Source organism: Nocardia sp. NPDC049707, assembly GCF_040674855.1.
GTDB lineage: Bacteria > Actinomycetota > Actinomycetes > Mycobacteriales > Mycobacteriaceae > Nocardia.
Genome location: NZ_JBFANN010000041.1, coordinates 15,570 through 36,922 on the forward strand (window position 1 = coordinate 15,570; position 21,353 = coordinate 36,922).

The 21,353-nt window shown below is 65.8% G+C and carries 21 protein-coding genes and 1 pseudogene; 10 read left to right on the top strand and 12 right to left on the bottom strand.

The features are described from left to right. Window positions 1-10: 10 nt before the first annotated feature. A complete protein-coding gene (locus AB0J29_RS28655) occupies window positions 11-3,079 on the bottom strand; it encodes an AMP-binding protein (RefSeq protein ID WP_364792955.1) in 3,069 nt (1,022 codons plus the stop codon). 135 nt (window positions 3,080-3,214) lie between these two features. Between AB0J29_RS28655 and AB0J29_RS28660 the strand changes: the two genes are divergently transcribed. From AB0J29_RS28660 to AB0J29_RS28670, 3 genes are all read left to right on the top strand, one after another. Next, on the top strand, window positions 3,215-3,427 hold the full coding sequence (locus AB0J29_RS28660) for a hypothetical protein (protein WP_364792958.1): 213 nt from the start codon (window positions 3,215-3,217) through the stop codon (window positions 3,425-3,427). Between the two features lie 73 nt (window positions 3,428-3,500). Beyond that, window positions 3,501-4,079 (top strand): isopentenyl-diphosphate Delta-isomerase, encoded by a 579-nt coding sequence (gene idi, locus AB0J29_RS28665; protein WP_364792961.1) that lies wholly within the window; start codon window positions 3,501-3,503, stop codon window positions 4,077-4,079. Between the two features lie 340 nt (window positions 4,080-4,419). Further along, window positions 4,420-4,764, top strand: a complete 345-nt coding sequence (locus tag AB0J29_RS28670; RefSeq protein WP_364792964.1) for a hypothetical protein — start codon at window positions 4,420-4,422, stop codon at window positions 4,762-4,764. A 20-nt stretch (window positions 4,765-4,784) separates the two neighbouring features. Here AB0J29_RS28670 and AB0J29_RS28675 read toward each other — a convergent pair. Continuing rightward, a pseudogene (locus AB0J29_RS28675) lies at window positions 4,785-4,964 on the bottom strand (GntR family transcriptional regulator); the annotation flags it as partial. Window positions 4,965-5,130: 166 nt separating this feature from the next. Between AB0J29_RS28675 and AB0J29_RS28680 the strand changes: the two are divergent. After that, window positions 5,131-6,300, top strand: a complete 1,170-nt coding sequence (locus AB0J29_RS28680; protein ID WP_364792967.1) for a serine hydrolase domain-containing protein — start codon at window positions 5,131-5,133, stop codon at window positions 6,298-6,300. A 112-nt stretch (window positions 6,301-6,412) separates the two neighbouring features. Next, window positions 6,413-7,633: a threonine ammonia-lyase gene (ilvA, locus tag AB0J29_RS28685; RefSeq protein ID WP_364792970.1), complete on the top strand. Its 1,221-nt coding sequence runs from the start codon at window positions 6,413-6,415 to the stop codon at window positions 7,631-7,633. Window positions 7,634-7,711: 78 nt separating this feature from the next. Here ilvA and AB0J29_RS28690 read toward each other — a convergent pair whose 3' ends face one another. The 4 genes from AB0J29_RS28690 to AB0J29_RS28705 all read right to left on the bottom strand — a co-directional run bounded on the left by AB0J29_RS28690 (window position 7,712) and on the right by AB0J29_RS28705 (window position 11,091). Further along, window positions 7,712-8,686, bottom strand: a complete 975-nt coding sequence (locus tag AB0J29_RS28690) for an ABC transporter substrate-binding protein (protein ID WP_364792973.1) — start codon at window positions 8,684-8,686, stop codon at window positions 7,712-7,714. A 52-nt stretch (window positions 8,687-8,738) separates the two neighbouring features. Beyond that, entirely contained in the window at window positions 8,739-9,833 is a 1,095-nt protein-coding gene (locus AB0J29_RS28695) for an ABC transporter permease (RefSeq protein WP_364792976.1), read from the bottom strand. Next, window positions 9,830-10,606, bottom strand: coding sequence for an ATP-binding cassette domain-containing protein (locus AB0J29_RS28700; protein WP_364792979.1), 777 nt, complete (start codon window positions 10,604-10,606; stop codon window positions 9,830-9,832). Before AB0J29_RS28700 ends, AB0J29_RS28695 begins: the two co-directional genes overlap by 4 nt. Before the next feature lie 161 nt (window positions 10,607-10,767). Then, the gene (locus AB0J29_RS28705) at window positions 10,768-11,091 is read right to left on the bottom strand and encodes a multidrug efflux SMR transporter (RefSeq protein WP_364792983.1); all 324 of its coding nucleotides are present in this window, start codon (window positions 11,089-11,091) and stop codon (window positions 10,768-10,770) included. Between the two features lie 19 nt (window positions 11,092-11,110). Between AB0J29_RS28705 and AB0J29_RS28710 the strand changes: the two genes are divergently transcribed. Next, window positions 11,111-11,407 (top strand): hypothetical protein, encoded by a 297-nt coding sequence (locus AB0J29_RS28710; protein ID WP_364792986.1) that lies wholly within the window; start codon window positions 11,111-11,113, stop codon window positions 11,405-11,407. Window positions 11,408-11,430: 23 nt separating this feature from the next. Here the strand turns inward: AB0J29_RS28710 and argH are convergent, their stop codons facing one another. From argH to AB0J29_RS28725, 3 genes are all read right to left on the bottom strand, one after another. Continuing rightward, entirely contained in the window at window positions 11,431-12,843 is a 1,413-nt protein-coding gene (gene argH / locus AB0J29_RS28715) for an argininosuccinate lyase (RefSeq protein ID WP_364792989.1), read from the bottom strand. After that, window positions 12,840-13,733, bottom strand: coding sequence for a class I SAM-dependent methyltransferase (locus tag AB0J29_RS28720; protein WP_364792992.1), 894 nt, complete (start codon window positions 13,731-13,733; stop codon window positions 12,840-12,842). The genes argH and AB0J29_RS28720 overlap by 4 nt, the downstream gene beginning before the upstream one ends. Window positions 13,734-13,815: 82 nt before the next feature. Then, the gene (locus AB0J29_RS28725; protein WP_364504052.1) at window positions 13,816-15,018 is read right to left on the bottom strand and encodes an argininosuccinate synthase; all 1,203 of its coding nucleotides are present in this window, start codon (window positions 15,016-15,018) and stop codon (window positions 13,816-13,818) included. 245 nt (window positions 15,019-15,263) lie between these two features. Between AB0J29_RS28725 and AB0J29_RS28730 the strand changes: the two genes are divergently transcribed. From AB0J29_RS28730 to AB0J29_RS28745, 4 genes are all read left to right on the top strand, one after another. Next, entirely contained in the window at window positions 15,264-15,419 is a 156-nt protein-coding gene (locus tag AB0J29_RS28730) for a hypothetical protein (RefSeq protein ID WP_364792995.1), read from the top strand. 433 nt (window positions 15,420-15,852) lie between these two features. Next, window positions 15,853-17,376 carry an aldehyde dehydrogenase family protein gene (locus AB0J29_RS28735; protein WP_364792998.1) on the top strand — a complete coding sequence of 508 codons (1,524 nt, stop codon included), beginning with the start codon at window positions 15,853-15,855 and terminating at the stop codon, window positions 17,374-17,376. A 33-nt stretch (window positions 17,377-17,409) separates the two neighbouring features. Further along, window positions 17,410-17,967, top strand: a complete 558-nt coding sequence (locus tag AB0J29_RS28740) for a TetR family transcriptional regulator (protein WP_364793001.1) — start codon at window positions 17,410-17,412, stop codon at window positions 17,965-17,967. A gap of 196 nt (window positions 17,968-18,163) precedes the next feature. Then, the gene (locus AB0J29_RS28745) at window positions 18,164-18,406 is read left to right on the top strand and encodes a hypothetical protein (RefSeq protein ID WP_364793004.1); all 243 of its coding nucleotides are present in this window, start codon (window positions 18,164-18,166) and stop codon (window positions 18,404-18,406) included. A 191-nt stretch (window positions 18,407-18,597) separates the two neighbouring features. Here AB0J29_RS28745 and AB0J29_RS28750 read toward each other — a convergent pair whose 3' ends face one another. Genes AB0J29_RS28750 through AB0J29_RS28760 form a run of 3 tightly spaced genes read right to left on the bottom strand, consistent with a single transcriptional unit; the run spans window position 18,598 to window position 21,342 of the window. Further along, window positions 18,598-19,110 carry an arginine repressor gene (locus AB0J29_RS28750; protein WP_364793007.1) on the bottom strand — a complete coding sequence of 171 codons (513 nt, stop codon included), beginning with the start codon at window positions 19,108-19,110 and terminating at the stop codon, window positions 18,598-18,600. Between the two features lie 28 nt (window positions 19,111-19,138). Then, a complete protein-coding gene (gene argF, locus AB0J29_RS28755) occupies window positions 19,139-20,131 on the bottom strand; it encodes an ornithine carbamoyltransferase (RefSeq protein WP_364793010.1) in 993 nt (330 codons plus the stop codon). Next, a complete protein-coding gene (locus AB0J29_RS28760) occupies window positions 20,128-21,342 on the bottom strand; it encodes an acetylornithine transaminase (RefSeq protein ID WP_364793013.1) in 1,215 nt (404 codons plus the stop codon). Before AB0J29_RS28760 ends, argF begins: the two co-directional genes overlap by 4 nt. Window positions 21,343-21,353 lie beyond the last annotated feature (11 nt).

A 21,353-nucleotide genomic window follows, 5' to 3' on the forward strand; every position in this document is an offset into this window, starting at 1 on the left:
GGGCGCGGACTCATTCGGTGCCGAAGACGCTTCCGGCCGGGTCCTCGGTGAGGATCTCGTAGGCGTCGGATTCCCGGTTGTACCACCAGGTATCGGGTCCCGGCCGCGGCTGGCCCGCCGCCTGCACGGCCCGCGTCGACGGGCGGTAGGAGGAGCTGCGCGGAATCTCATCGACGACGTACACGATGTCGGGCCGCTGGTCCGGATCGAGGGCGCGCATCGTCTCGGTCACATCCTTGGGTTCCAGTCGGAAGTCGTCGCGAACACTGACCGCCGCCACCGCCAGCGCAGATTCGCCGACGGGCAGTGCGTAGGCGACCTCCATGTCGACCGCGGTGACGTCGTTGAGCACGTCGATGATGGGCTGGGTGAAGACCGGACCACGGTCGGTGTGGATCACCGTATCCGCGCGATCGACCAGCCAGTAGTCGCCGTCGCTGTCGCGGCGGAAGAGATTTTCCGTCGGCATCCACGCATCGCCCGCCGCAAATACGCCGCGGAGCCCGCCGTCGGAGAGGTCGATGCCCTCGGTCGCCTTGCCGATCAGCAGACCGACCTCGTTCTCCGCGCACCGACGCGCGAAGCCGGACGCGTCGGTCCGGATCTGTTCGGTGGTCGGGTCGTACGCGACCAACTCAACCTTGGCGGTGCCGGGCACGGGGCGACCCTTGCAGCCCACCTTCACACCGGTCACATTGGCCAGCACCACATCGCCCTCGATGGAGGCATAGAACTCCAGCACCCGTGCGGGCGCGAACTGTTCAGTAGTGCGCCGCCACAGGCCCGCGGGCATGCCCGAGCCGATGAACAGCCGGATCGGGTGCCAAGCGGGGCTGGTAGTCGGCGAAGCCGACGGGGTGGGCGAATACTGCCCGGGCGAGAAGACCTCGGCGTCGAGGATGTCGCGCAACATGGTCCAGGTATAGGTGACCACCGTGACGCCGTAACGGTGCACCTCCTCGCCGAACCGGGCCGGATCCAGCGACCTGGCCAGTGCGATCCGACTGCCGCCGGCGATCGCACCGCCCAGGCTCACCAGCAGACCGGATGAATGGTGCAGCGGCGCAAGGCAGTAGACGGTGTCCTTGCGATCGAGATCGGCCGTGGTCGCGGTGCCGAAGGCGGACAGCGCCCAGCGGTGGTTGGTGATGTACTTGGTCTCCAGCCGGTCGCCGGTACCGGAGACCAGCACGAAGGCCAGTTCCCGAGCCAGCCCCGGATCCGGGCGGAACCAGGCAGGTAGCTGCACCTGCGTGGGATCGATCTGTTCCAGGTCGATCACGTGATCGCTCAACGGAATATCGAGAGTGCGCGCGTTACCGCCGCCGAGCACCAATACCCGAGTGCCGGTAGCCGCCGCCGTGCGCAGATTCTCCGGATCCGAGACCAGTGCCTTGATGCCGGTGAGTTCGATGGCCCGATCCAACTCGCTACCCGGGGCGAGCAATACCGACACCGCGCCGATACGGGATAGCGCGGCGACGGTGGCCAGCGCGCTCGGCCGGGTCTCCATCACCACGCCGACGCGCATGGCCGGGCGGACACCGACGGAGATGAGCCCGCGCACCACATTGTCGATGCGCGCGTCGACGGCGGCGTTGGTGTGCACGCGATCGTCGAAGAGGAACAGATCACGCAGCGGCGCCCGCCGTGCCTGCTCGGCGACCAGGCTGCTCAAGGAGATGCGGGTATGCGGCTGGATCATGCCGAGTCGGGTCAGCCGGGGCAGTGCGCGTGCGGCCTCGCCGGCGAGTTCGATCGAACCGCGCACGGTATTACCGGCAATACCCTCCAGTGCCCTGCCAACGCCCGCCCCTGCCTCGGCCAGGGTGGCCGCGGTGTGCACGACCCGGGTGGCCGCCGAATTCGGCCGGTTGGTCGCCACATGTTCGGCCATCGGCACGATCTCCGGCGGCAGCGGCTGATCGCGGTCCATCCAATCGATCCACTGACGCACCAGCGGCCAGGTGTGCCTGGTCGCCATGCTGCCCGCGACAAGACCGAAATGTCCGGCCACCAGACTGGCTTCGTATACCTCGGCATTGGGTGCGGCCCGGACGATGCCGCGCACCGCGGCGGGCTGGCCGACATCGTCGACCTCGCCGACGAAGGCCAGGATCGGGCATTTCAGCTCGGCCAGCGAAATCGGCTGGTCCCGGATCACAAAGCCACCGAGCATCATCCGGTTGTGCGCGACGAACTGCTTGAGCAGATCCGCCGCTGCCGGACCGGCGTAGCCGACCCAGCCGTCATTACTGAGGAATCGACGCTGACGTTCCTTGGGCAGCAACGCTTCCCGGTCGTGCAGCTGGCGCAGGAAGTCGATGCGCGATTTGGCGGTCTTCACCGGGTCGAGCAGCTGGAAGCCGAGCCGGACCATCGAATCGGTGATCGGCAGCCGGGTGACCACATGGTCGGCCAGGAACTCCGCGACATCGGAGACCATGCCGTACGGCAGCCCGAACGGCAGACCCGCGACCACATCCACCGGGCTGCCGAAGGTCACGATGCTCTCGACACCCTTACCGAACCGGTAGGCAGTGGTCTGATAGGCGAACATGCCGCCCTGCGAGTACCCCATCAGGTGCACATTGCTGCCGGTCGCGTCGCAGACCGTATCGATCGCGCTGTTGACCGCGAGGACGTGATCGGCCAGATCCCGTTCCCAGCCGCCCTCCTCACTGGCGGGCGAACCGAAATCGACCACCCAGCAGTCGATTCCGCCGCGATGCAGAATGCCGACCGCGCCGTCGTCGGCATTCACATCCCAGATATCGGCATTCACCATCAACGGCGGTACCAGGACCGCGACCGGGCGGTGTCCTCGGCGGCCTTCCCGTGGCCCTTCGTGGTTACGCTCGCTGCCTCCTGCGGGCCCGTCGCTCAGGCCCCGACCAGGCGTCGCGTCGTCGGGGAAGTAATGACGCAGTCGATACATCCTGCGCCGTTCGACGATCTCGAACGGCGACGACTCGACATCGTGGGTCAACCCGCCGAAGCGGATGACCTCGAGGCCGTTCTGGGCCGTTGCCATCAGCCGCCGCACCGGCCCGACCAGACCTTCCACATTGAACTTCACGATCGCTCCTGGCCCTACCCCTCAAAGTGATCCACATCACACGCCCGGCGTGCGCAGACGAGCTTCCCACACCGTGTGTCCATTATGGGTCGGCTGCTCGGCCTCGGTCAGCTGGATCGACGCCCATTACGCTGCATGGTCCAGCCACGCAGCGAGTATTTCCGGGCTGTGGCCGGCCACAATCTGGTGCCGGTCGATGTCATCGATCCGACCGACGCCACGATCCCCTACTGGGAGCTGCGCACCCAATCCGAACTGGCGACAGGCATGGAGAAGCAGTTCCCGACCGCCTACAAGGAGGGCAGCTTCCAATGCCTGCTGATCGCCGCCGATAAGGTGGGGCGATGAGCGATCGGAGCGAGCCATCCATAGGCACAGCACCATCGGTCACAACGGAGCCGAGCGCCAGCGAGGCGGGGCTGTGACCGAAACGCTGGCCGAACCCAGCACCGACCGCGAAGCCCTGCCCGTCGAACTCGTCGATGCGGCCGGGCACGCGGTCGGCGCGTGCCCGGTAGCCCAGGCGCATACCGCGCCTGGGCTGCTGCACCGCGCGTTCTCGGTGCTGCTGTACGACGATGCCGGCCGGGTGCTGTTGCAGCAGCGTGCCGCGGTGAAGACGCGGTTCCCGCTGCTGTGGGCCAACTCCGCCTGCGGTCATCCGGCACCGGGTGAACCAGTGGCGGCGGCCGCCGCCGTCCGGTTGGCCGAGGAATTAGGGTTGGCCACCGCGCTGACCGAGGTCGGCATCTTCCACTATCACGCCGAGGATTCCGCGTCCGGTCGGGTGGAGCACGAATGGGATCACGTGCTCATCGGACGGCTCGATGCCGAGTTCCTACGGACCGCGGCGCCGCGGCCGGATCCTGCGGAGGTCGCCGATTACGCGTGGATCCAACCGGAGGCGCTGCGCGATGCGATCGCCGACGATCCCGGGAACTACACCCCGTGGCTGCTCGGTGTGCTCGATATCGCGGAAGAAGCGGTGCGGGTCGTCTGAAGGTCCTTCCACTGCCCCGCCGATGCCGGTGGGCCGGGCCGAGGCAGCCACCGCTCATCTCATAGTCGACGATGATCGGCGTGTGGTGGCCCCGGTCGAGTCCGTAGCACGGAGAGGGCCCACACCTCTTTGCCGCTTTTCGGTTCAATACACACGGCTGGTCGTCTTGGGTCTTTTCCAAAACATGAATTAATGCGCATATCTACGTTTCCGCAAGGAAATTCGGTACTTGGGACTCCGCACAAAGCCTTCGGGAAATCACAGGAATGGCACAGCATGTGAACAGGAGCGACTCGGATCCTGGATCAGGTACGAGGTCTCGAGTTCAGCGAGGTGCACCATGGTCGAAGTCGAAGTCACCGACGATAAGGTGACCGTTCATGTGCTGGGTGGGCACCGACTGCTGGCCCTACGCGAGCACGTGACCTTCGATCGGGCCGATATCAAAAAGGTGACCACTGCCCCGGTCGATCTGCGTCCGCCGTGGCTGCGCACTCCCGGCACCTTCTTTCCTGGCGTGATCGCGGCGGGCACCTACCGTGGCAAGGGGCGAAAAGAGTTCTGGGACACCAGGTTCGACGGCCAAGCTATTCTCATCGACCTCGCCGGTCCCGGCTTCACCCGTCTCGTCGTCGATGTCGACGATCCCAATGCGGCCATGGAAACCTTGACCGTCGCCGCCTGACAGCTCAGTCAGTGTTGTGACGCCTCCCGCACCGGGAGATGGCTGACGCCGAATAATTCGGCGACCTCGCGCAGCGGGATCACGGTGCAGGGCGACACGGCCCCGTCCAGGATCACCTGACGCAGTTCGCCGAGGATCACTTGCGGTCGGCCAGGTTCGTCGACAACCAACCTGGCTAGGAGCGCCGATCGTCGTCTCAGGCATGCGGCCACGCCAGGTGAGCAGTGTTGCGGTCGCAGATGTGACGGTCAGGACATGCTCACCGAACCAAACCGACTGGTCTGGTGGTCGGAATTTCGACACCCCGATGGGCCGCATCGCCGTCATGACATGCTGTTGGTCGGTCGAGAAGACAGGGGTATTCCGATGGCACTTACGACAACGCAGTCGGTGGATCGTCGCTATGTGCGCCTGGTCGCCGAATTCGACAGGCTGTTCCGCCGGCCGAGCGATGGCGGCGGCGCACTGGTGGTCTACCAGCACGGTGAACCGGTGGTGGATGCGTGGGCCGGATTCGCGCATCCCGGTGTGCCATGGGCCGCCGATACCGTGGCGATGGCCTATTCCACCGGCAAGGGTGTGGTCTCGACGCTGGCACACCGGTTGGCCGAGCGTGGACTGTTCGATTACGACGAGCCGGTCGCCACCTACTGGCCGGAATTCGCTGCGGCGGGCAAGCAGCGCATTACGGTGCGGGAGATGCTCACCCACCGGGCGGGTCTGCATCGGTTGCGCGATCTGCTACCCGGTCCGGTCGCGCGGTTCTTCGACGATGCCGAGGTCACCGCCGCACTCGCGGCCTGCTCCCCCGATCCGCGTCACGCGGTCACCAGTGGCTATCACGGAATCTCCTTCGGGCATTTGGTCGCCGAGTTGATCCGCCGGGTCTCCGGTTCGGACTTCACCAAGTTGTTACGCACGGAGATAGCGGAACCGCTTGCGGCGGAAGAACTCTGGTTCCAGGTGCCGGAATCCGAGCGCGGGCGCATTGCCACCAACTTTCCTCGGCTCACCGTCGCGGGCATGAGTTGGGAGAACGGTGCGCGGCTCATGGGGCGGACGCGTTTGGCGGCAGCCGCCGAAACCACACCGCGCGGGTTCGCCGATCTGGTTTCCGATCCGCGCCTGCATGATTCGGTGATGCCGGGCGTCAACGGGGTCTTCTCGGCGCGTGCCCTGGCGAAGATGTACAGCGCGCTCGCGACCGATGGTCGGTTCGGGGACTTCCAGTTGCTCCGACCGGAGACGATCGAGCAGATCACCCAGCGTCAGGTCTTCACTCCGGATTACGTGCTGGCATTCCGCATTCCATGGGCACTGGGTTACCACGGTGTACCGATGAAGCCGTCGAAAGCCGAACCCGTCTCCGCCTTCGGACATTTCGGCCTCGGCGGCTCGGGGGCATTCGCCGATCCGGCCACCGGGATGTCGCTGGCCTTCGTCACCAATCGACTCGGCGGGAAGCTGACGCCGTTGGGCGATGCCCGGCTGGCGCGACTTGGTGCCGTTGCCCACAATCTCGCCAAGGCCGGATAGGCGGGCCGGATTCGGCGGGTCGACTCGAGTCGCGGAATCGAGTCCAGAAGTCATCGGATGATTCCTGGCCATGTGGCAGCGCATTCGCGGTGTGGGCTGGCAGCATGGGCGCATGGAGTTGCTGGGACTGGAGCGAATCGAGGCGGCCACGGCGGCGCTGGCGCCGGTGATTCGGCGGACGCCGGTGGTCGCGTCACGGGTGTTATCCGAGCGTGCCGACACCGAGGTGCGACTGAAGTGCGAGAACCTGCAGCGGACCGGCTCGTTCAAACCGCGCGGGGCATACTTTCGGATCGCGAACCTCCCGTCGGAAGACCGGGCGCGCGGTGTGGTCGCGGCCAGTGCGGGCAATCACGCGCAGGGAGTGGCATGGGCCGCGGCTTCGCTCGGGATTCGCTCGACGGTATTCATGCCGGTGGGGGCCTCGCTGCCGAAGTTGGTGGCCACCAAGGCGTATGGCGCCGAGGTGTGGCAGGTCGGTGAGACCGTCGACGACTCGCTGGATGCCGCAGTGGATTTCGCCGAGCGGACCGGCGCGACGCTGATCCATCCGTTCGATCACGCCGATATCGTCGCCGGGCAGGCCACGGTGGCCCTGGAGATCATCGAGCAGATGCCCGAGGTCGGGACGGTAATCGTGCCGACCGGCGGCGGTGGGCTGCTCGCCGGGGTCGCCATTGCGCTGCACCATGTCGCACCGCAGGTGCGGGTGATCGGGGTGCAGGCGGCGGAGGCGGCCGCATGGCCGGATTCGCTGGCGGCGGGTAAGCCGGTGCGGGTGGCGCGGATGTCGACCATGGCCGACGGTATTGCGGTCGGGCTGCCGGGGGAGGTGCCGTTCGCGCACGTCGCGGCGCATGTACCCGCGCTGGTGACGGTGGATGAGGATGCGCTGGCCAAGGCGCTGCTGCTGTGTCTGGAACGGGCGAAGCTGATCGTCGAACCCGCCGGTGCCGCTGCGGTGGCGGCCCTGATGAGTTGCGAACCAACCGAACTCGGGTTGCAAGGGCCGGTGTGCGCGATCCTGTCCGGTGGAAATATCGATCCGATGATGTTGACCAGGATCATCGGTCATGGTCTGGGTGCGGCGGGGCGCTATCTGGCTGTGCGCGTGACGATTTCGGATCGGCCAGGTGCGTTGAGCGGATTACTTACGGTGGTCGGGAAGACCGGTTCGAGTGTGGTGGATGTGGTGCACTCGCGGACCGGTGGCCGGCTCGCGGTCGACGAGGTCGAGGTCTCGCTGACGTTGGAGACCCGGGGTCCGTCGCATCGCGATGATGTGCTTGCCGCGCTGGAGAATTCGGGATACGTGGTGCGGGTGCAGGATTAGGGGCCGATGGGTCCGAACGTGTACTTTCGCTCGAATTCAGCGGACACGTGCACACTCGGACCCCGACCTGCCGACCTGTCAGCACTTCCGCTTGTAGAAGTACTTCGAGTTGGCATCCATATCGGCCTGGGTGATGGCCACCATATCGGTCTGGATGCTGCGGGTGACCGGCTTACCCTCGAGTGCGGCCGCGGCCTCGTCGACGCCTTTGGCACCGATCCCGGCCGGATCCTGCGCGATAAGTGCCTGCACGGTACCGGCTTTCAGATCCTCGACCTGTTTCGGACTCGCATCGAAGCCGACCAGTTTGACCTGGCCGAGTTTATTGGCATTGCGCAATCCGGTGGCCGCGCCCTCGGCCGAGCTGAGGTTGGTTGCGAAGATCCCGGCGAGGTCGGGATGGGCCGCCAGGGTCGCGGTGACGATCGAAGCCGCCTGTGCCGCTTCGTTATTGTTGTATTGCACGCCGAGCGAGGTGATGCCCGGATAGGCCTTCACCCCATCTTCGAAGCCCTGTGCACGCGCGTCGGTAGTGGAAGTTCCGGCCTTGGTATTGATCACCAGCACGGGTCCCTTGTCACCGATGAGCTTGGCCAACGTCTGTGCCGCGAGCTCGCCGCCCTTCTTGTTATCGGATGCGATCGACGACAACGCGATCGAGGTGTCATCGAGTGCGGTATCGACCTCGATAATTTTGATTCCGGCATCCTTGGCCTGTTTGATCGGATTCGCCATCGCCTGTGCATGTGTCGGGGCGATCAGAATGCCGCCGGGCTTATTGGCCACCACACCGGTCAACACCGGAGTCTGCGTGCCGGCATCGAATGTGGTGGGCGCCTGGGTTTCCAGCTTGTAGCCGAGTTTGCTCGCCTCGTCCTGCGCGCCGCACTGCATGGAGATGTAGAACGGTTCGTCGGCGACACCGGGTATCAACACCAATTTCTTGGCGTCGGTGCCGCCGGAAGTGTTCACCGAGCCACCACATCCCACCACCAACGCGCCGACCGCCGCCATCGCGCCGATCATCACCGCGGTCCGCTTCGCCACCCTCATCTGGCTACCTCCGCCTTATTCTCTTATCGCGCAGTGTTGTCACCGCTTACCTCTACTTGCGGTCCCGGGCTCGGCGGCGCAGTTGGTCGAACCACACCGCCCCGACCAGAACCGCGCTCACCGCGATCGGCTGCCAGAACACCGGCACCCCCGCGATGACGAAACCCTTGCGCAGCACCGACGGTATGAAAACGCCGATGACCGTGCCGACAATGGTGCCGATACCACCGAAAAGGCTGGTCCCGCCGATGACTACGCCAGCGATGGCATCGAGATTGTCGGTACCGTGTCCGCCGATGGTTGTGGTCCCGAAGTAGGCCAGATTCATGAACCCGGCCAGTCCGGCGAGTAGTCCGGTCATCAGATAGACCAGCACGAGATGACGGGCTACCGCGATGCCCGAACGCCGCGCGGCCTCCGCATTGGAACCGATCGCGTAGGTGTAGCGGCCGAATCGGGTGGTGTGCAGCACCCAGGCGGCAAGCACCGTCACGGCCGTCGCGACCAGCACCAGATTCGGTACGCCGCCCAGTGATGTGCCGAAACCCAGGGAGTTACGCAGCTTATCGGGCACAGTCCTGGTATCGACGCCGCCGGTGATCAGTTGTGCCGCACCGAGTGCCGCACCGAACGAACCGAGGGTGACGATCAGCGGTGGAATCTTGGCCTTTGCCACCAGAATTCCATTGAGTAGTCCCCAGATACCGCCGCCCGCAATGGAAATCAGGAAGCCGACACCGATGATCCCCCACCCCGCTCCGGTGGCGTTCTCGTCGGGGCTCAGCCATTCCATCGTTTTCGCGCCGAGCACGCCGGCGAAGATCAGCACCATGCCGACCGACAGGTCGATGCCGGAGGTGATGATGACGAAGGTCATACCGACCGAAAGAACCAGCAGCACCGAGGTTTCGATCAGCAGGGTCTGCAGGGTGAAGCGGGTCGGGAAGGCGTCGGGGCGGATGATGCTGAAGACCACAGACAGTACGACGAGCACCACACCGATCCACAGCGTGCTCGCGCCGAGAAGTCGTTGCAGCACAGTACGTTCCGGCAGACCGGACCCGCCATTGGACTCCACGACTGCGTTGGTCCCACCTGTCACCTGACCACCACCCCGCTCGGAATCACTGCGCGATACTGCATTCATTGGGCGTCCTCATGCGACAGCGCTCCGGTCATCGCGCCGACCAACTGCTCCAGCGTCGCGTCGGCGGCGACGAATCGAGCCACCCGCTTGCCGAGGCGCAGCACCTCGATCCGGTCGGCCACGGTCAGCACCTCGGGCATATTGTGGCTGATCAGGACGACGGCAATGCCCTGGTCGCGCACCTTGCGGATCACCTCGAGCACCCGCCCGCGCTGCACAACGCCGAGGGCGGCGGTCGGTTCGTCCATGAAGACGACCTTGCTCGCCCACAGCACCGCGCGCGCCACGGCGACACTCTGGCGCTGTCCGCCCGACAGCGCCCCGATCGGAACATCGGTGCGCTGCAGTGTCACCCCGAGGCGGCGAAAGTGTTCGACGGCTTGGGTCCGCATCGCCCGCTTGTCGAGCATGCCGAGTCTGCCCGCCAACCCGCGGCGAACCAACTCCCGGCCCAGGAAGAGGTTGGCCGCCGGGTCCAGATCGGGTGCGACGGCCAAGTCCTGGTATACGGTTTCGACGCCGAGCTTGCGCGCGGCCGTCGGCGTGCTGAACACCGTTTCCGAACCGTCGAGCAGGATGGTCCCCGAATCCGGTTGTTCCGCCCCGGAAAGGCATTTCACCAATGTGGATTTGCCCGCGCCGTTATCGCCGATCAATGCGACGACCTCGCCGGCGCGGACCTGAAAGTTGGCTCCCCGCAACGCCTCGACCCCGCCGTAGCGCTTCACCAACGCCTCGGCCTCGAGTACTACATCGCCCGCATCCGATGCCATACCGTCACCTGCGTCGACTCAGTTGAGCAAACGTCCGATCCATCGGCCGATGCTACGTTCGCCGCCACCTCCCAGGGGACGAATTCGGCAAAATGCGCAGGGCGCAACGAGACCGATCAGTCCCATTCAACAACCACCCACCGACAAGTTCCGCGCGTATGTCAGTGTGCGCCACCGAGTTCCAGTGCCAGGACGCCGATAGTCACCAAACCGATACCGCCGACCTGGATCAACGACAGTTTTTCGTCGAGGAATAGGACACCGATGACGGCGATGGCCGCGACGCCGACCGCCGACCAGATGCCGTAGGCAACGCCGATCGGCATGCCGCGCTTCAGCGCCCGGGACAGGAAGAAGAAAGTGGCGCCGTAGCCGATGACCACGATGATGGAGGGCACAACTTTGCTGAAACCGTCGGAGATTTTGAGCGATACGGTCGCGGTGATTTCGGAGACGATGGCCAGCGCCAGGAACAGCAGGGTCATCGGCGCAGCGTAAACCGGGGTGGGTGCCGACATGCGGTTGGGGCCGCAAGGTTTCGGGTGCCTCGACGACAAGGTCGATGGCGCAGACTCCGGTCGCGGGGTTGCCCTGGCGGCAGTGACAGGTCCGGCACTCGCCGGTCAGGAGCTGCTGAGCTATCGCCCGGGCCAGCTGCACCACCCGGACGCGGTCCCTGCACTCGCCGCACCACGCGTACATGTGGCCGATCTGCTCGGCCGCGACTTAGCCCAGCGACCATCGACGCGGACGATCGACAGTGACTACCCCAGCGCACCGCAGCCGAAGCCGACTCCGTGACGCTGGAACACGATCCGGGCGGGTCAGGCGCGCAGTTCGGCGACGGCGGTGCGGATCTCGTCGAGTTGCGCCGCGACCTGAACGCCCGCGGTTCCGCCGCGCGCATTGCGGGATGCGATCGAGCCTTGCACGGTGAGCACTTCGCGGACCTGTGGAGTCAACCCCGGATCGATGGCGGCGAATTCCTCGTCGGTCAGCTCGTCGAGGCCGACACCGCGCGCTTCGGCGGCGCGCACGCACGCACCCGCGGCCTCGTGCGCGACGCGGAACGGAACACCCTGCCGGACAAGCCATTCGGCGATATCGGTGGCGAGGGTGAAACCGGCCGGGGCAAGCTCGGCCATCCGGTCGGTGTGGAAGGTGAGCGTCGAGACCAAGCCCGCGATGGCGGGAAGCAGCAGTTCGAGCTGGGCGACCGAGTCGAACAGGGGCTCCTTGTCCTCCTGCAGGTCCCGGTTGTAGGCCAGCGGTTGAGCTTTCAGAGTGGCCAGCAGTCCGGTCAGGTTGCCGATGAGGCGGCCCGCCTTGCCGCGGGTGAGCTCGGAGACGTCCGGATTCTTCTTCTGCGGCATGATCGACGAGCCGGTGGACCAGGCGTCGGCGAGGGTGACGTACCCGAATTCCGGTGTGCTCCAGATGATCACCTCTTCGGCCATCCGGCTGAGGTCGACACCGATCATGGCGAGCACGAACGCCGCCTCGGCCGCGAAATCGCGCGCGGAGGTGGCATCGATCGAATTCGCCGCAGCAGCATGGAAATCCAGTTCGGCCGCAATGGCTTCCGGATCGAGTCCGAGCGAGGAACCGGCCAGCGCGCCGGAACCGTAGGGCGATACCGCCGCGCGCTTGTCGAAGTCGCGCAGCCGATCGATGTCACGCAGCAGCGGATGTGCATGTGCGAGCAGATGGTGCGCGAGCAGCACCGGTTGCGCGGCCTGCAGATGCGTCTTGCCCGGCATCACCGCCTCCGGATGCGCGGCGGCCTGGGCGACCAGTGCGTCGACGACATCGAGGAGTCCGGCGCCGATCCGGCGGGCCGCGTCGCGCAGCCACATCCGAAACAGCGTGGCCACCTGGTCATTCCGCGAGCGCCCAGCCCGCAGTCGGCCGCCGAGTTCGGCGCCGACCCGATCGATGAGCCCGCGCTCCAGCGCGCCGTGCACGTCCTCATCGGCCTCGGCCGGGACGAACGCACCCGAATCCACATCCGCCGCGAGCTGATCCAGTCCGGTCAGCATGCCGGCGAGGTCGCTCTCCGACAGCAGCCCGGCCTTGTGCAGCACCCGCGCATGCGCCTTCGACGCGCGAATATCGTAGGGAGCCAACGCCCAGTCGAACTGGGTCGACTTGCTCAGCGCGGCCATCGCCGCAGCCGGTCCGGATGCGAAACGTCCGCCCCAGAGCGCCCCTTCGTTGGTGCTGCCGCTCTGCGTCATCGTGTGCTGTCTCCTCCGGGTCGTCGGGCAGTGAACAAATAGTCGGTCTTCAGGCGGGCGGCAGCCGCGTCGGATACCTCCCGGCCCCGGCTGCGCAGGACCGCGGCCGGATCCGCGCGCGACACCGTCCAGCCGTGTTCGGTGAACCAGTCGATCGGATCGCTGCGGCCCTCGTCGGAGTACCACAATTCGCCGACATCGACCCCGGCGGATCGCATCTCCTGCAACTCCTTCGAGTCCAGCGCGGAGCTGGTCGAGCGGTAGATCGCAACGCTACTGCCCGGTGCACTCGATGCCACGATGTTGTCGAACAGCCGGTCCTGGGCGTCCGCAGGGAGGTAACGTAACAGTCCTTCGACCAGCCATGCGGTCGGCAGGGCCGGATCGAATCCATTGTCCCGCAATGCCGCTGGCCAATCCTGGCGCAGATCCACCGCGATCGCGCGGCGCTGGGCCGCGGGCGGGAAATCCGCCAGCGCGCCCTCCTTGAACTCCAGCACCTTCGGCAGATCCAGCTCGAGAACCGTTGTGCCGACCGGCCATTCGATCCGGTAGGCCCGAGCGTCCAGGCCTGCGGCGGGGATGACGATCTGGCGGATGCCGTCGGCGGCCGCCTCCCGCACATAGGCGTCGAGGTAACAGGTGCGGGCGATCAAGGCGGAGATGATGGGACCCATCGACGCCATGGCGGCCTCCTCGAGATCCGGGATCTCGCCGCGCGCAATACGCGTCCAGGATTCCGAACCGACCGCGGTCACCAGCATTTCGGCGTACGGGTCATGGAACAGTGCGTCCGGGCGGCGGCTCTCGGCGGCCCGCATGGCCGCGACGCCGAGCGCCGTGGCGCCCACGCTCGATTCGATATCCCAGCTGTCGTCATCGGTCCGCATAGCGCTCCCTTCGGGTCGGCCACCGTGGCGCCCGACCCGTGCGAGCCTAATGGCCAGCGTTGGACGTGGTCCCGCGCGCTCGCTACTTCTGGTTCAGGTCGCGACGTGCCGCGACCTTCGAGGACAGGCCGTGGATCTGCACGAAGCCCTTGGCCAGCGACTGGTCGAAGGTGTCGCCCTCGTCGTAGGTGGCCAGGTTGAAGTCGTAGAGCGACCGCTCGGAGCGACGGCCGTTGACCACGACGGATCCGCCGTGCAGCACCATGCGGATCTCACCGGTGACATGCTCCTGAGTTTCGGCGACGAATGCGTCCAGCGCCCGCTTGAGCGGGGAGAACCAGAGGCCGTCGTAGGCCAGCTCGCCCCAGCGCTGCTCGACCTGCCGCTTGTAGCGGCCCAGTTCGCGCTCGATGGTGACGTTTTCCAGGGCCTGGTGCGCGGTAATCAGCGCGATAGCGCCGGGGGCCTCGTAGATCTCGCGGCTCTTGATGCCGACGAGCCGGTCCTCGACCATATCGAGGCGGCCGACACCCTGGCGGCCCGCACGATGGTTCAGCTCGACAATGGCCTCGAGCACGCTGACCTGGCGGCCGTCGATGGCGACCGGCACACCCTTGTCGAAGGTGACGATGAGTTCGTCCGGCGCCTCGAAGTTGACCGTCGGGTCCGAGGTGTAGTCGTAGACGTCCTTGGTCGGCGCGTTCCAGAGATCCTCGAGGAAGCCGGTCTCCACCGCGCGACCCCATACGTTCTGGTCGATCGAGAACGGCGACTTCTTGGTGACATTGATCGGGAGCTGGTTCTCCTCGGCGAAGGCGATGGCCTTCTCCCTGGTCCAGGCGTAGTCACGGACCGGGGCGATCACATTCAGGTCGGGGGCGAGCGCGCCGATCCCGACCTCGAAGCGGACCTGGTCGTTGCCCTTACCGGTGCAGCCGTGCGCGACGGTGCTCGCGCCGTGGAACTTGGCGGCCTCGACCAGGTGCTTGACGATGAGCGGGCGGCTGATCGCCGAAACCAGCGGGTACTGGCCCATGTACATGGCATTGGCCTGAATTGTCGGCAGGCAGTACTCATTGGCGAACTCGTCACGAGCGTCGACCACGATCGCCTCGACGGCGCCGCAGTCCAGCGCACGCTGGCGCACCACATTCATGTCCTCGCCGCCCTGGCCCAGATCGATGGCGACCGCCACGACCTCGGCGCCGGTCTCCTTGCCGATCCAGCTGATCGCGACGGAGGTATCGAGCCCACCGGAGTAGGCGAGTACGACGCGCTCGGACATGTCTATGTGCTCCTCGGTTTCGTGCTTGTCTGTAGGTCGTGCCCGCATCCCCGGGCGGGCGGGGCGCGGCGCTCACCGACGCACTCGAATCGCATGTCAGGCAGCCCGCACGGGCATGCAAATGATTATGCACGATGATGCAAGCCCATTCACAACCGGGTCCGAGTTCCACATCCCGGCTCCCACCCATTCCACCTATGTCACGCTTGACCCGGTAACTATCGGAGCGGGCAAAGGACGGACCCATGCTGCACCTCATGGCAGGAGAATTCAGCACCCTCGGCAATGCCGTCCTCGACGTCGGCCGCGCCATAGTCGACCTCATCCAAAGCATCATCAATGTCGGCTCCTCGGGCACCACCCCACGCAGCGGCGGCGGCGGCCGCTACCCCTTCGGCTGACACTGCCCGAACGGCTCCATATCCGGCGCCTACTACACATTCGTTGTGCCCGATGCGAGGTAGCCACTAGGTGTTCGTGACCAGTCGTGACCGCACGCTGGGCGAAAAGGACTGCCAAGCTGGAGGCTTCGGCAGTGAATGACCGCGTCATCGGCATAACGCTCGAACCGACCAGCGGGAACTCCCGCACCAGCCACAGGTCGAACGCATAGTGCATGAACAGGTTGGCGAGCACGAGCGAAATCGCCGATCCCTGTGAGGTTCCGCGATCTCGCTGTTGCAAGGTCCCACCGGTCAGCGGCAGCGAAGCGGCCAGCCACCACCCCGGCGGCCATAGGCCGCGTGGCTACTCTTCCACAAATTGACTAACCAGATGGTTAACAGATAACGTGTGCATAGAAGTTAACCATCTAGTTAGTTAGGGAGTCACTCGATGCCGTACTCGTTCGACAAGTTGTTCATCGACGGACGCTGGGTGGACAGCCGCGGCGACAGCAGCGCGGACGCTGCACGGGACAGCGCTGGCACCGCGGACGGAGGAGCGCTCGAGGTCCTCAACCCTGCGACCGGGCTGACGTTCGCAACGGCACCCATGGGGACCCGAGCGGATGCCGCAGCGGCAGTACTGGCGGCCCGGCGGGCTTTCGATGAGGGCCCTTGGGGCCGGACGACTCCGCGCGATCGGGCGGCGTATCTGCTGCGCCTGGCGGAGGCGATCGAGGCCCGGCGTGAGCGGTTGACCGACCTGGTGGTACGAGAAGGCGGCTTTCCGATCGCGTTCGCCGACCGGGTGCATCTGCAGACGTCGATCGACACCTTGCGGGATGTAGCAGAAAGGGTGCTGCCCGGATTCGCCTTTCAGCAGCCGCTGAACCCACACTTCGGGATGGCGATGACCGGCGCTACCCAAGCCACACAGGGGATAGTTGCCCGCGAGCCGATCGGTGTGGCATCTCTGATCGTGCCGTTCAACGCGCCGTTCGCGCTCGCTGTACACAAGCTGGCCTGGGCACTGGCGGCCGGTTGCACCACGGTCGTCAAGCCGTCGCCGTACACGCCACTGCAGGTGCTGACACTCGGCGAGCTGATCGACGAAGCCGGATTTCCGCCAGGAGTGGTCAACATCGTCACCGGAAAAGACGATGTCGCCATCGAGCTGACGACACATTCCGCGGTCGATATCGTCAGCTTCACCGGCTCCGATATCGTCGGCCGTAAGGTGATGGCCCAGGCGTCGGGCACGCTCAAGAAGACCGTCCTCGAGCTCGGCGGAAAGTCGGCCGGCATCGTATTCGCCGATGCCGACCTCGATCTGGCCGCCGTCGAGGTAGTGGGCAACATGATCGGCAACTGTGGACAAGGCTGCCTACTGCTCACCCGCACGCTGGTCGAGGATAGGGTTCACGACGAATTGGTCGACAAGGTGCTGACGCTCCTGCCTTCGGTTGCCATCGGGGATCCGGCTGATCCGAGTTCGACGCTGGGTCCTCTGATCCGGGACACGGAACGGCTACGCGTCGAGCACATGATCCGACAGGGCGAGGCGGAAGGCGCGAAGATCGCCTGGGGTGGCAGACGTCCCGCAGGCCTCGACCAGGGGTTCTTCCTGGAGCCGACGCTGTTCGTTGAGGTGGACAACACGATGAGCGTAGCGCGGAAGGAGTTCTTCGGACCGGTCGGTGCGATCATTCCGTTTCACGGCGCGGACGAGGCGGTAAGTCTCGCCAACGACAGCGACTTCGGCCTGAACGCCGGTGTCTTCACCGCGGATTTCGGTCGTGCGCTCGCCGTCGCGAGGCGAATCCGCAGCGGCAACGTGAACATCAACTCGTCCTTCGGTTTCAACCCGGATGCTCCGTTCGGGGGCTACAAGCAGAGTGGACTGGGTCGAGAGGGCGGCTCGTATGGGATCGCCGAATTCCTCGAGGAGAAGTTCATCTCCTGGCCAGTGGGGTAAACCGCATAAATAACCGGTTAGTATCGTTGGGGCATGTCACGCGCGGAGGCTACGAAGGCCCGGATCCTGCAGGCCGCCACGGCCGAGTTCGGAACATACGGCATCGCCGGAGCCCGGGTCGATCGTATTGCCGCGACGGCAGCCGCCAACAAGAACCTCATTTACGTCTATTTCGGCAGCAAAGAACGACTGTTCGATGCAGTCTTCGACCAGCATGTGGCCCGCGGTCTGAACGCGGTCCCATTCACAGCTGACGATCTGCCGGGTTACGCCGGTGCACTGTACGACTACTGCCGGACGCACCCCGACGTCCTCAGGCTTGCGACGTGGCATCGGCTCGAACGCGGCACGGAGGCAGACCACACCATCGCCGGCTCCGGATCGGCCTACGACGCGAAGACCAAGGCCTTGCGGGCGGCACAGCGCGGCGGGGTTGTCGCAAAGACATTCACAGTGCCCGACCTGCTGACCCTGGTCACTGCAATCGCCACGGCCTGGGCTCCACCGAATATTGCCGCGAACCCGCTCCATGAGAAGTCGGACGAGGGGCGACGCGCGGTCGTTGAGGCCGTCCGGCGGCTGATCGAGTAGCGGCTACGCCTCATTCTCTGCCCCGGTTCCTCGGGTGATATACAGCAGCCGTACTTGTAGCCCGCTCGCATGTCAGCCGCACAGGAGAGCATCCCGCCGGGCATCTGGACCGAATCCTGGCCGGGACCCAACCTTACCCACCATTTTCCAAGGAGCCGCATACCGCGCTGATCGAACTGGGCAGCGCAGGCGGCCGGTGTCCTTCATCGAGAACTGGCGGTATCCGCTGCCGCAAGCGACCAACGGTGAGCGGGTCGGTTCGGCTGCGCTGGACGAGGATACGTCGCTGCAGATGATTGCACTGACCGACACCGGCCAGATCGCCGCGTGCACGTTCGGTCACCCGGACGAGTTCATCGGCACGAAGCTCGAGACCGCCGGCGACGAACTGATGCGAGGCAAAAAGATCCGGGCTCTCGCGCACATCCGGTGGTTGTGAACTTGTCCGGTCGTTCGCGCCTCGGTGGTAGCTCCGAAACATGCACTGCTACAGGATCATTCATGTCACTTCAGAAGCTGAGTGTTCGGCCGCCATGCCGCGGCCACCGAATGTGCGACAGAGCCGTTGTTCTTACAGACCCTAGAAAACGGCTGGCTGGTCGAGGCAGCGGCTCGGACGCTCGCGAGGTATCAGGCCAATTCTTCGATCCTCGCAGCGAGTTCGGCGCCAGTGAGGGGTTCGCGGGCGATTACGGCGATGGTGTCGTCGCCCGCGATGGTGCCGACGATGAAGGGGAGGGCGGCGCGGTCGAGGGCGCTGGCCAGGTAGTGGGCGGCGCCGGGTGGAGTGCGCAGAACAGCGATATTGCCACTGGCGTCGGTGGATACCAGCAGATCGCCGAGGAGTTTGGAGAGGCGGTCGGTGCCGCCGGTGACGCCGCGGACGGGGCTGCCGTCTTCGGGCACCACGTAGACGCCCGCACCACCGTCGGCGGCGCGCAATTTCACAGCGCCGAGTTCATCGAGGTCGCGCGACAGGGTGGCCTGAGTGGTTTCGATGCCTTCGGCGGCGAGCAGCGCGGCGAGTTCGGTTTGGCTGCGGACCGCATGCGCCGTCAGCAATTCGATGATGCGGGACTGGCGACCGGCGCGGGTACGGGCGATAGCGGGAGCGGACTTGCTGACATCGGGTTGGGCGGTCATGGCCGAGCCTCACCGCCGTGTCTCGCACTCACTGCGCCGCACCTCGCTTGGCCAACAACCACACCAGCAGTGCCTTCTGCGCATGCAGCCGATTCTCCGCCTCGTCCCACACCACACTATGCGGCCCGTCGAGCACCTCGTCGGTGATCTCCTCGCCGCGATGCGCTGGAAGGCAGTGCAGCACAACGACATCCGGCTGCGCCTTGGCGAGCAGATCCGCGTTGAGCTGGAACGGACGGAATGGGCCGACGCGGTCGAGGCCGTCATTCTCCTGCCCCATCGAGGTCCAGGTGTCGGTCACCAGCGCATCGGCACCGGCCGCCGCGGCAACCGGATCGCCGGTGAGAGTGATGGTCGCACCGGTCTCCGCGGCCCGCTTGCGCGCGGCCTCCAGAATCCACGGCAGCGGTTCGAAACCCGTTGGCGCGGCGATGGTTACGTTCAATCCCGCGGTCACACCACCCAGCATCAGCGAGTGCGCCATATTGTTCGCGCCGTCACCGAAGTAGGCGAGATTGCGCCCGGCCAGCGTGCCCTTGCGCTCGACCAGGGTCTGCAGATCGGCGAGCACCTGACAGGGGTGGAACTCATTGGACAACGCATTGACGACCGGAACCGTTGCGGTGACGGCCATTTCGTCCAGACGCGACTGTTCGAAGGTCCGCCACACGATCGCATCGACGAAGCGCGAGAGCACCTTGCCGGTATCGCCGAGCGTCTCCTCGCGCCCGAGCTGGGTGTCACGACCGTCGACCACCACCGCATGCCCGCCGAGCTGGGCGATACCCATTTCGAAGGAGAACCGTGTGCGGGTGGAGTTCTTCTCGAAGATCACCCCTACCCCGCGCGGCCCCTCCAGCGGCCGGTGCGCGAACGGATCCTTCTTCAATTCCGCTGCGAGCGCGAGGATTTCGGCCTGCTCGGCAGGCGTCACATCATCGTCGCGTAGGAAGTGCCGAAGAGGCCCAACGGTCTCCCGGCCGCCACCCCGCACGGAATCGCTCCGCGATGCTGTACTCATTTGCCCCCCTTGGCGTCCGCGATCGCACCGTCCAGGATCTCGGGCAGATCGCCGACGAAACTATCGGCCTGGGCCTCGGTGAGCACCAGCGGCGGCGCGAGCCGAATGATGTCGGGCTTCGGCGCATTCACCAGATAGCCCGCCTCCCGCGCCCGGTTCTCGACCTCGGCCGAGATATCGTCGGTCAGCACGACACCGAGCAGTAGACCCGCGCCACGCACGTGATCGATCAGCGGATGCTCGAGCTGTTCGATGCCGTCGCTGAGCCGCTTGCCGACGGATTCGACATGGGCGAGCAGACCGGTCTCATCGATGGTCCGCAATACCGCCAGAGCCGCCGCGGCGCATACCGCATTGCCGCCGAATGTGGTGCCGTGCAGCCCTGGCGTCAGCAGGTCGGCAGCCGGTCCGGTGGCCAGCACCGCACCGATCGGCAGCCCGCCACCGAGCCCCTTGGCCAGCGTGATCACATCCGGCACGATGCCGAATGCCTGGTGCGCGTAGAACTTTCCGCACCGGCCGATACCGGTCTGCACCTCGTCGAGGACCAGCAGGGCACCATGACGCGTGGTGATCTCCCGCGCCTTGACCAAATAGTCGATGGGCGGCACGACAACGCCGCTCTCCCCCATGATCGGCTCGAGGAATACCGCCGCGGTGTCCGCGTCGACAACCGCCTCGAGCGCCGCCGCATCGCCATAGGGCACATGGACGACACCGGGCGGCATCGGCTCGAACGGCGCCCGCTTGGACGGCTGTCCGGTGAGCGCGAGCGCGCCCATGGTCCGGCCGTGGAAGGCCTCATCGGCCGCGATGATCTTGGGGCGGCCGGTCAGCCGCGCCATCTTGAACGCCGCCTCATTGGCCTCGGTACCAGAGTTGCAGAAGAACGCGCGGCCATGGCCGTCCCCGAACTCCCCGTCGCCGAAGTGCGCGAGCAGCCGTTCGGCCAGTTCGATGACCGGTTCGTTGACGTAGATATTCGAGGTGTGGCCCAGCGTGCCGAGCTGCTCGGTAACCGCCGCCAGAATCGCAGGATGGGCGTGGCCGAGGCTGTTGACCGCGATGCCGCCGAGGAAGTCGACGTAGCGGTTGCCGTCCGCGTCGTAGACCACCGCACCCGCACCGCGCACCAGCGCGACCTTGGGGGTGCCGTAGTTCTTCATCAACGCGGCGGACCACCGTTGCCGCAGCTCTGCCGTGTCGCTCATGACTCCACCTC

Coding starts and splice junctions, on each gene's coding strand:
- argF (WP_364793010.1), bottom strand. CDS start 20,131: ATGAGTACAGCATCGCGGAGCGATTCCGTGCGGGGTGGCGGCCGGGAG.
- AB0J29_RS28760 (WP_364793013.1), bottom strand. CDS start 21,342: ATGAGCGACACGGCAGAGCTGCGGCAACGGTGGTCCGCCGCGTTGATG.
- AB0J29_RS28695 (WP_364792976.1), bottom strand. CDS start 9,833: ATGAATGCAGTATCGCGCAGTGATTCCGAGCGGGGTGGTGGTCAGGTG.
- AB0J29_RS28690 (WP_364792973.1), bottom strand. CDS start 8,686: ATGAGGGTGGCGAAGCGGACCGCGGTGATGATCGGCGCGATGGCGGCG.
- AB0J29_RS28735 (WP_364792998.1), top strand. CDS start 15,853: ATGCCGTACTCGTTCGACAAGTTGTTCATCGACGGACGCTGGGTGGAC.
- AB0J29_RS28660 (WP_364792958.1), top strand. CDS start 3,215: ATGGTCCAGCCACGCAGCGAGTATTTCCGGGCTGTGGCCGGCCACAAT.
- AB0J29_RS28730 (WP_364792995.1), top strand. CDS start 15,264: ATGCTGCACCTCATGGCAGGAGAATTCAGCACCCTCGGCAATGCCGTC.
- AB0J29_RS28700 (WP_364792979.1), bottom strand. CDS start 10,606: ATGGCATCGGATGCGGGCGATGTAGTACTCGAGGCCGAGGCGTTGGTG.
- AB0J29_RS28670 (WP_364792964.1), top strand. CDS start 4,420: ATGGTCGAAGTCGAAGTCACCGACGATAAGGTGACCGTTCATGTGCTG.
- argH (WP_364792989.1), bottom strand. CDS start 12,843: ATGACGCAGAGCGGCAGCACCAACGAAGGGGCGCTCTGGGGCGGACGT.
- AB0J29_RS28720 (WP_364792992.1), bottom strand. CDS start 13,733: ATGCGGACCGATGACGACAGCTGGGATATCGAATCGAGCGTGGGCGCC.
- AB0J29_RS28705 (WP_364792983.1), bottom strand. CDS start 11,091: ATGACCCTGCTGTTCCTGGCGCTGGCCATCGTCTCCGAAATCACCGCG.
- AB0J29_RS28740 (WP_364793001.1), top strand. CDS start 17,410: ATGTCACGCGCGGAGGCTACGAAGGCCCGGATCCTGCAGGCCGCCACG.
- AB0J29_RS28680 (WP_364792967.1), top strand. CDS start 5,131: ATGGCACTTACGACAACGCAGTCGGTGGATCGTCGCTATGTGCGCCTG.
- ilvA (WP_364792970.1), top strand. CDS start 6,413: ATGGAGTTGCTGGGACTGGAGCGAATCGAGGCGGCCACGGCGGCGCTG.
- AB0J29_RS28725 (WP_364504052.1), bottom strand. CDS start 15,018: ATGTCCGAGCGCGTCGTACTCGCCTACTCCGGTGGGCTCGATACCTCC.
- AB0J29_RS28750 (WP_364793007.1), bottom strand. CDS start 19,110: ATGACCGCCCAACCCGATGTCAGCAAGTCCGCTCCCGCTATCGCCCGT.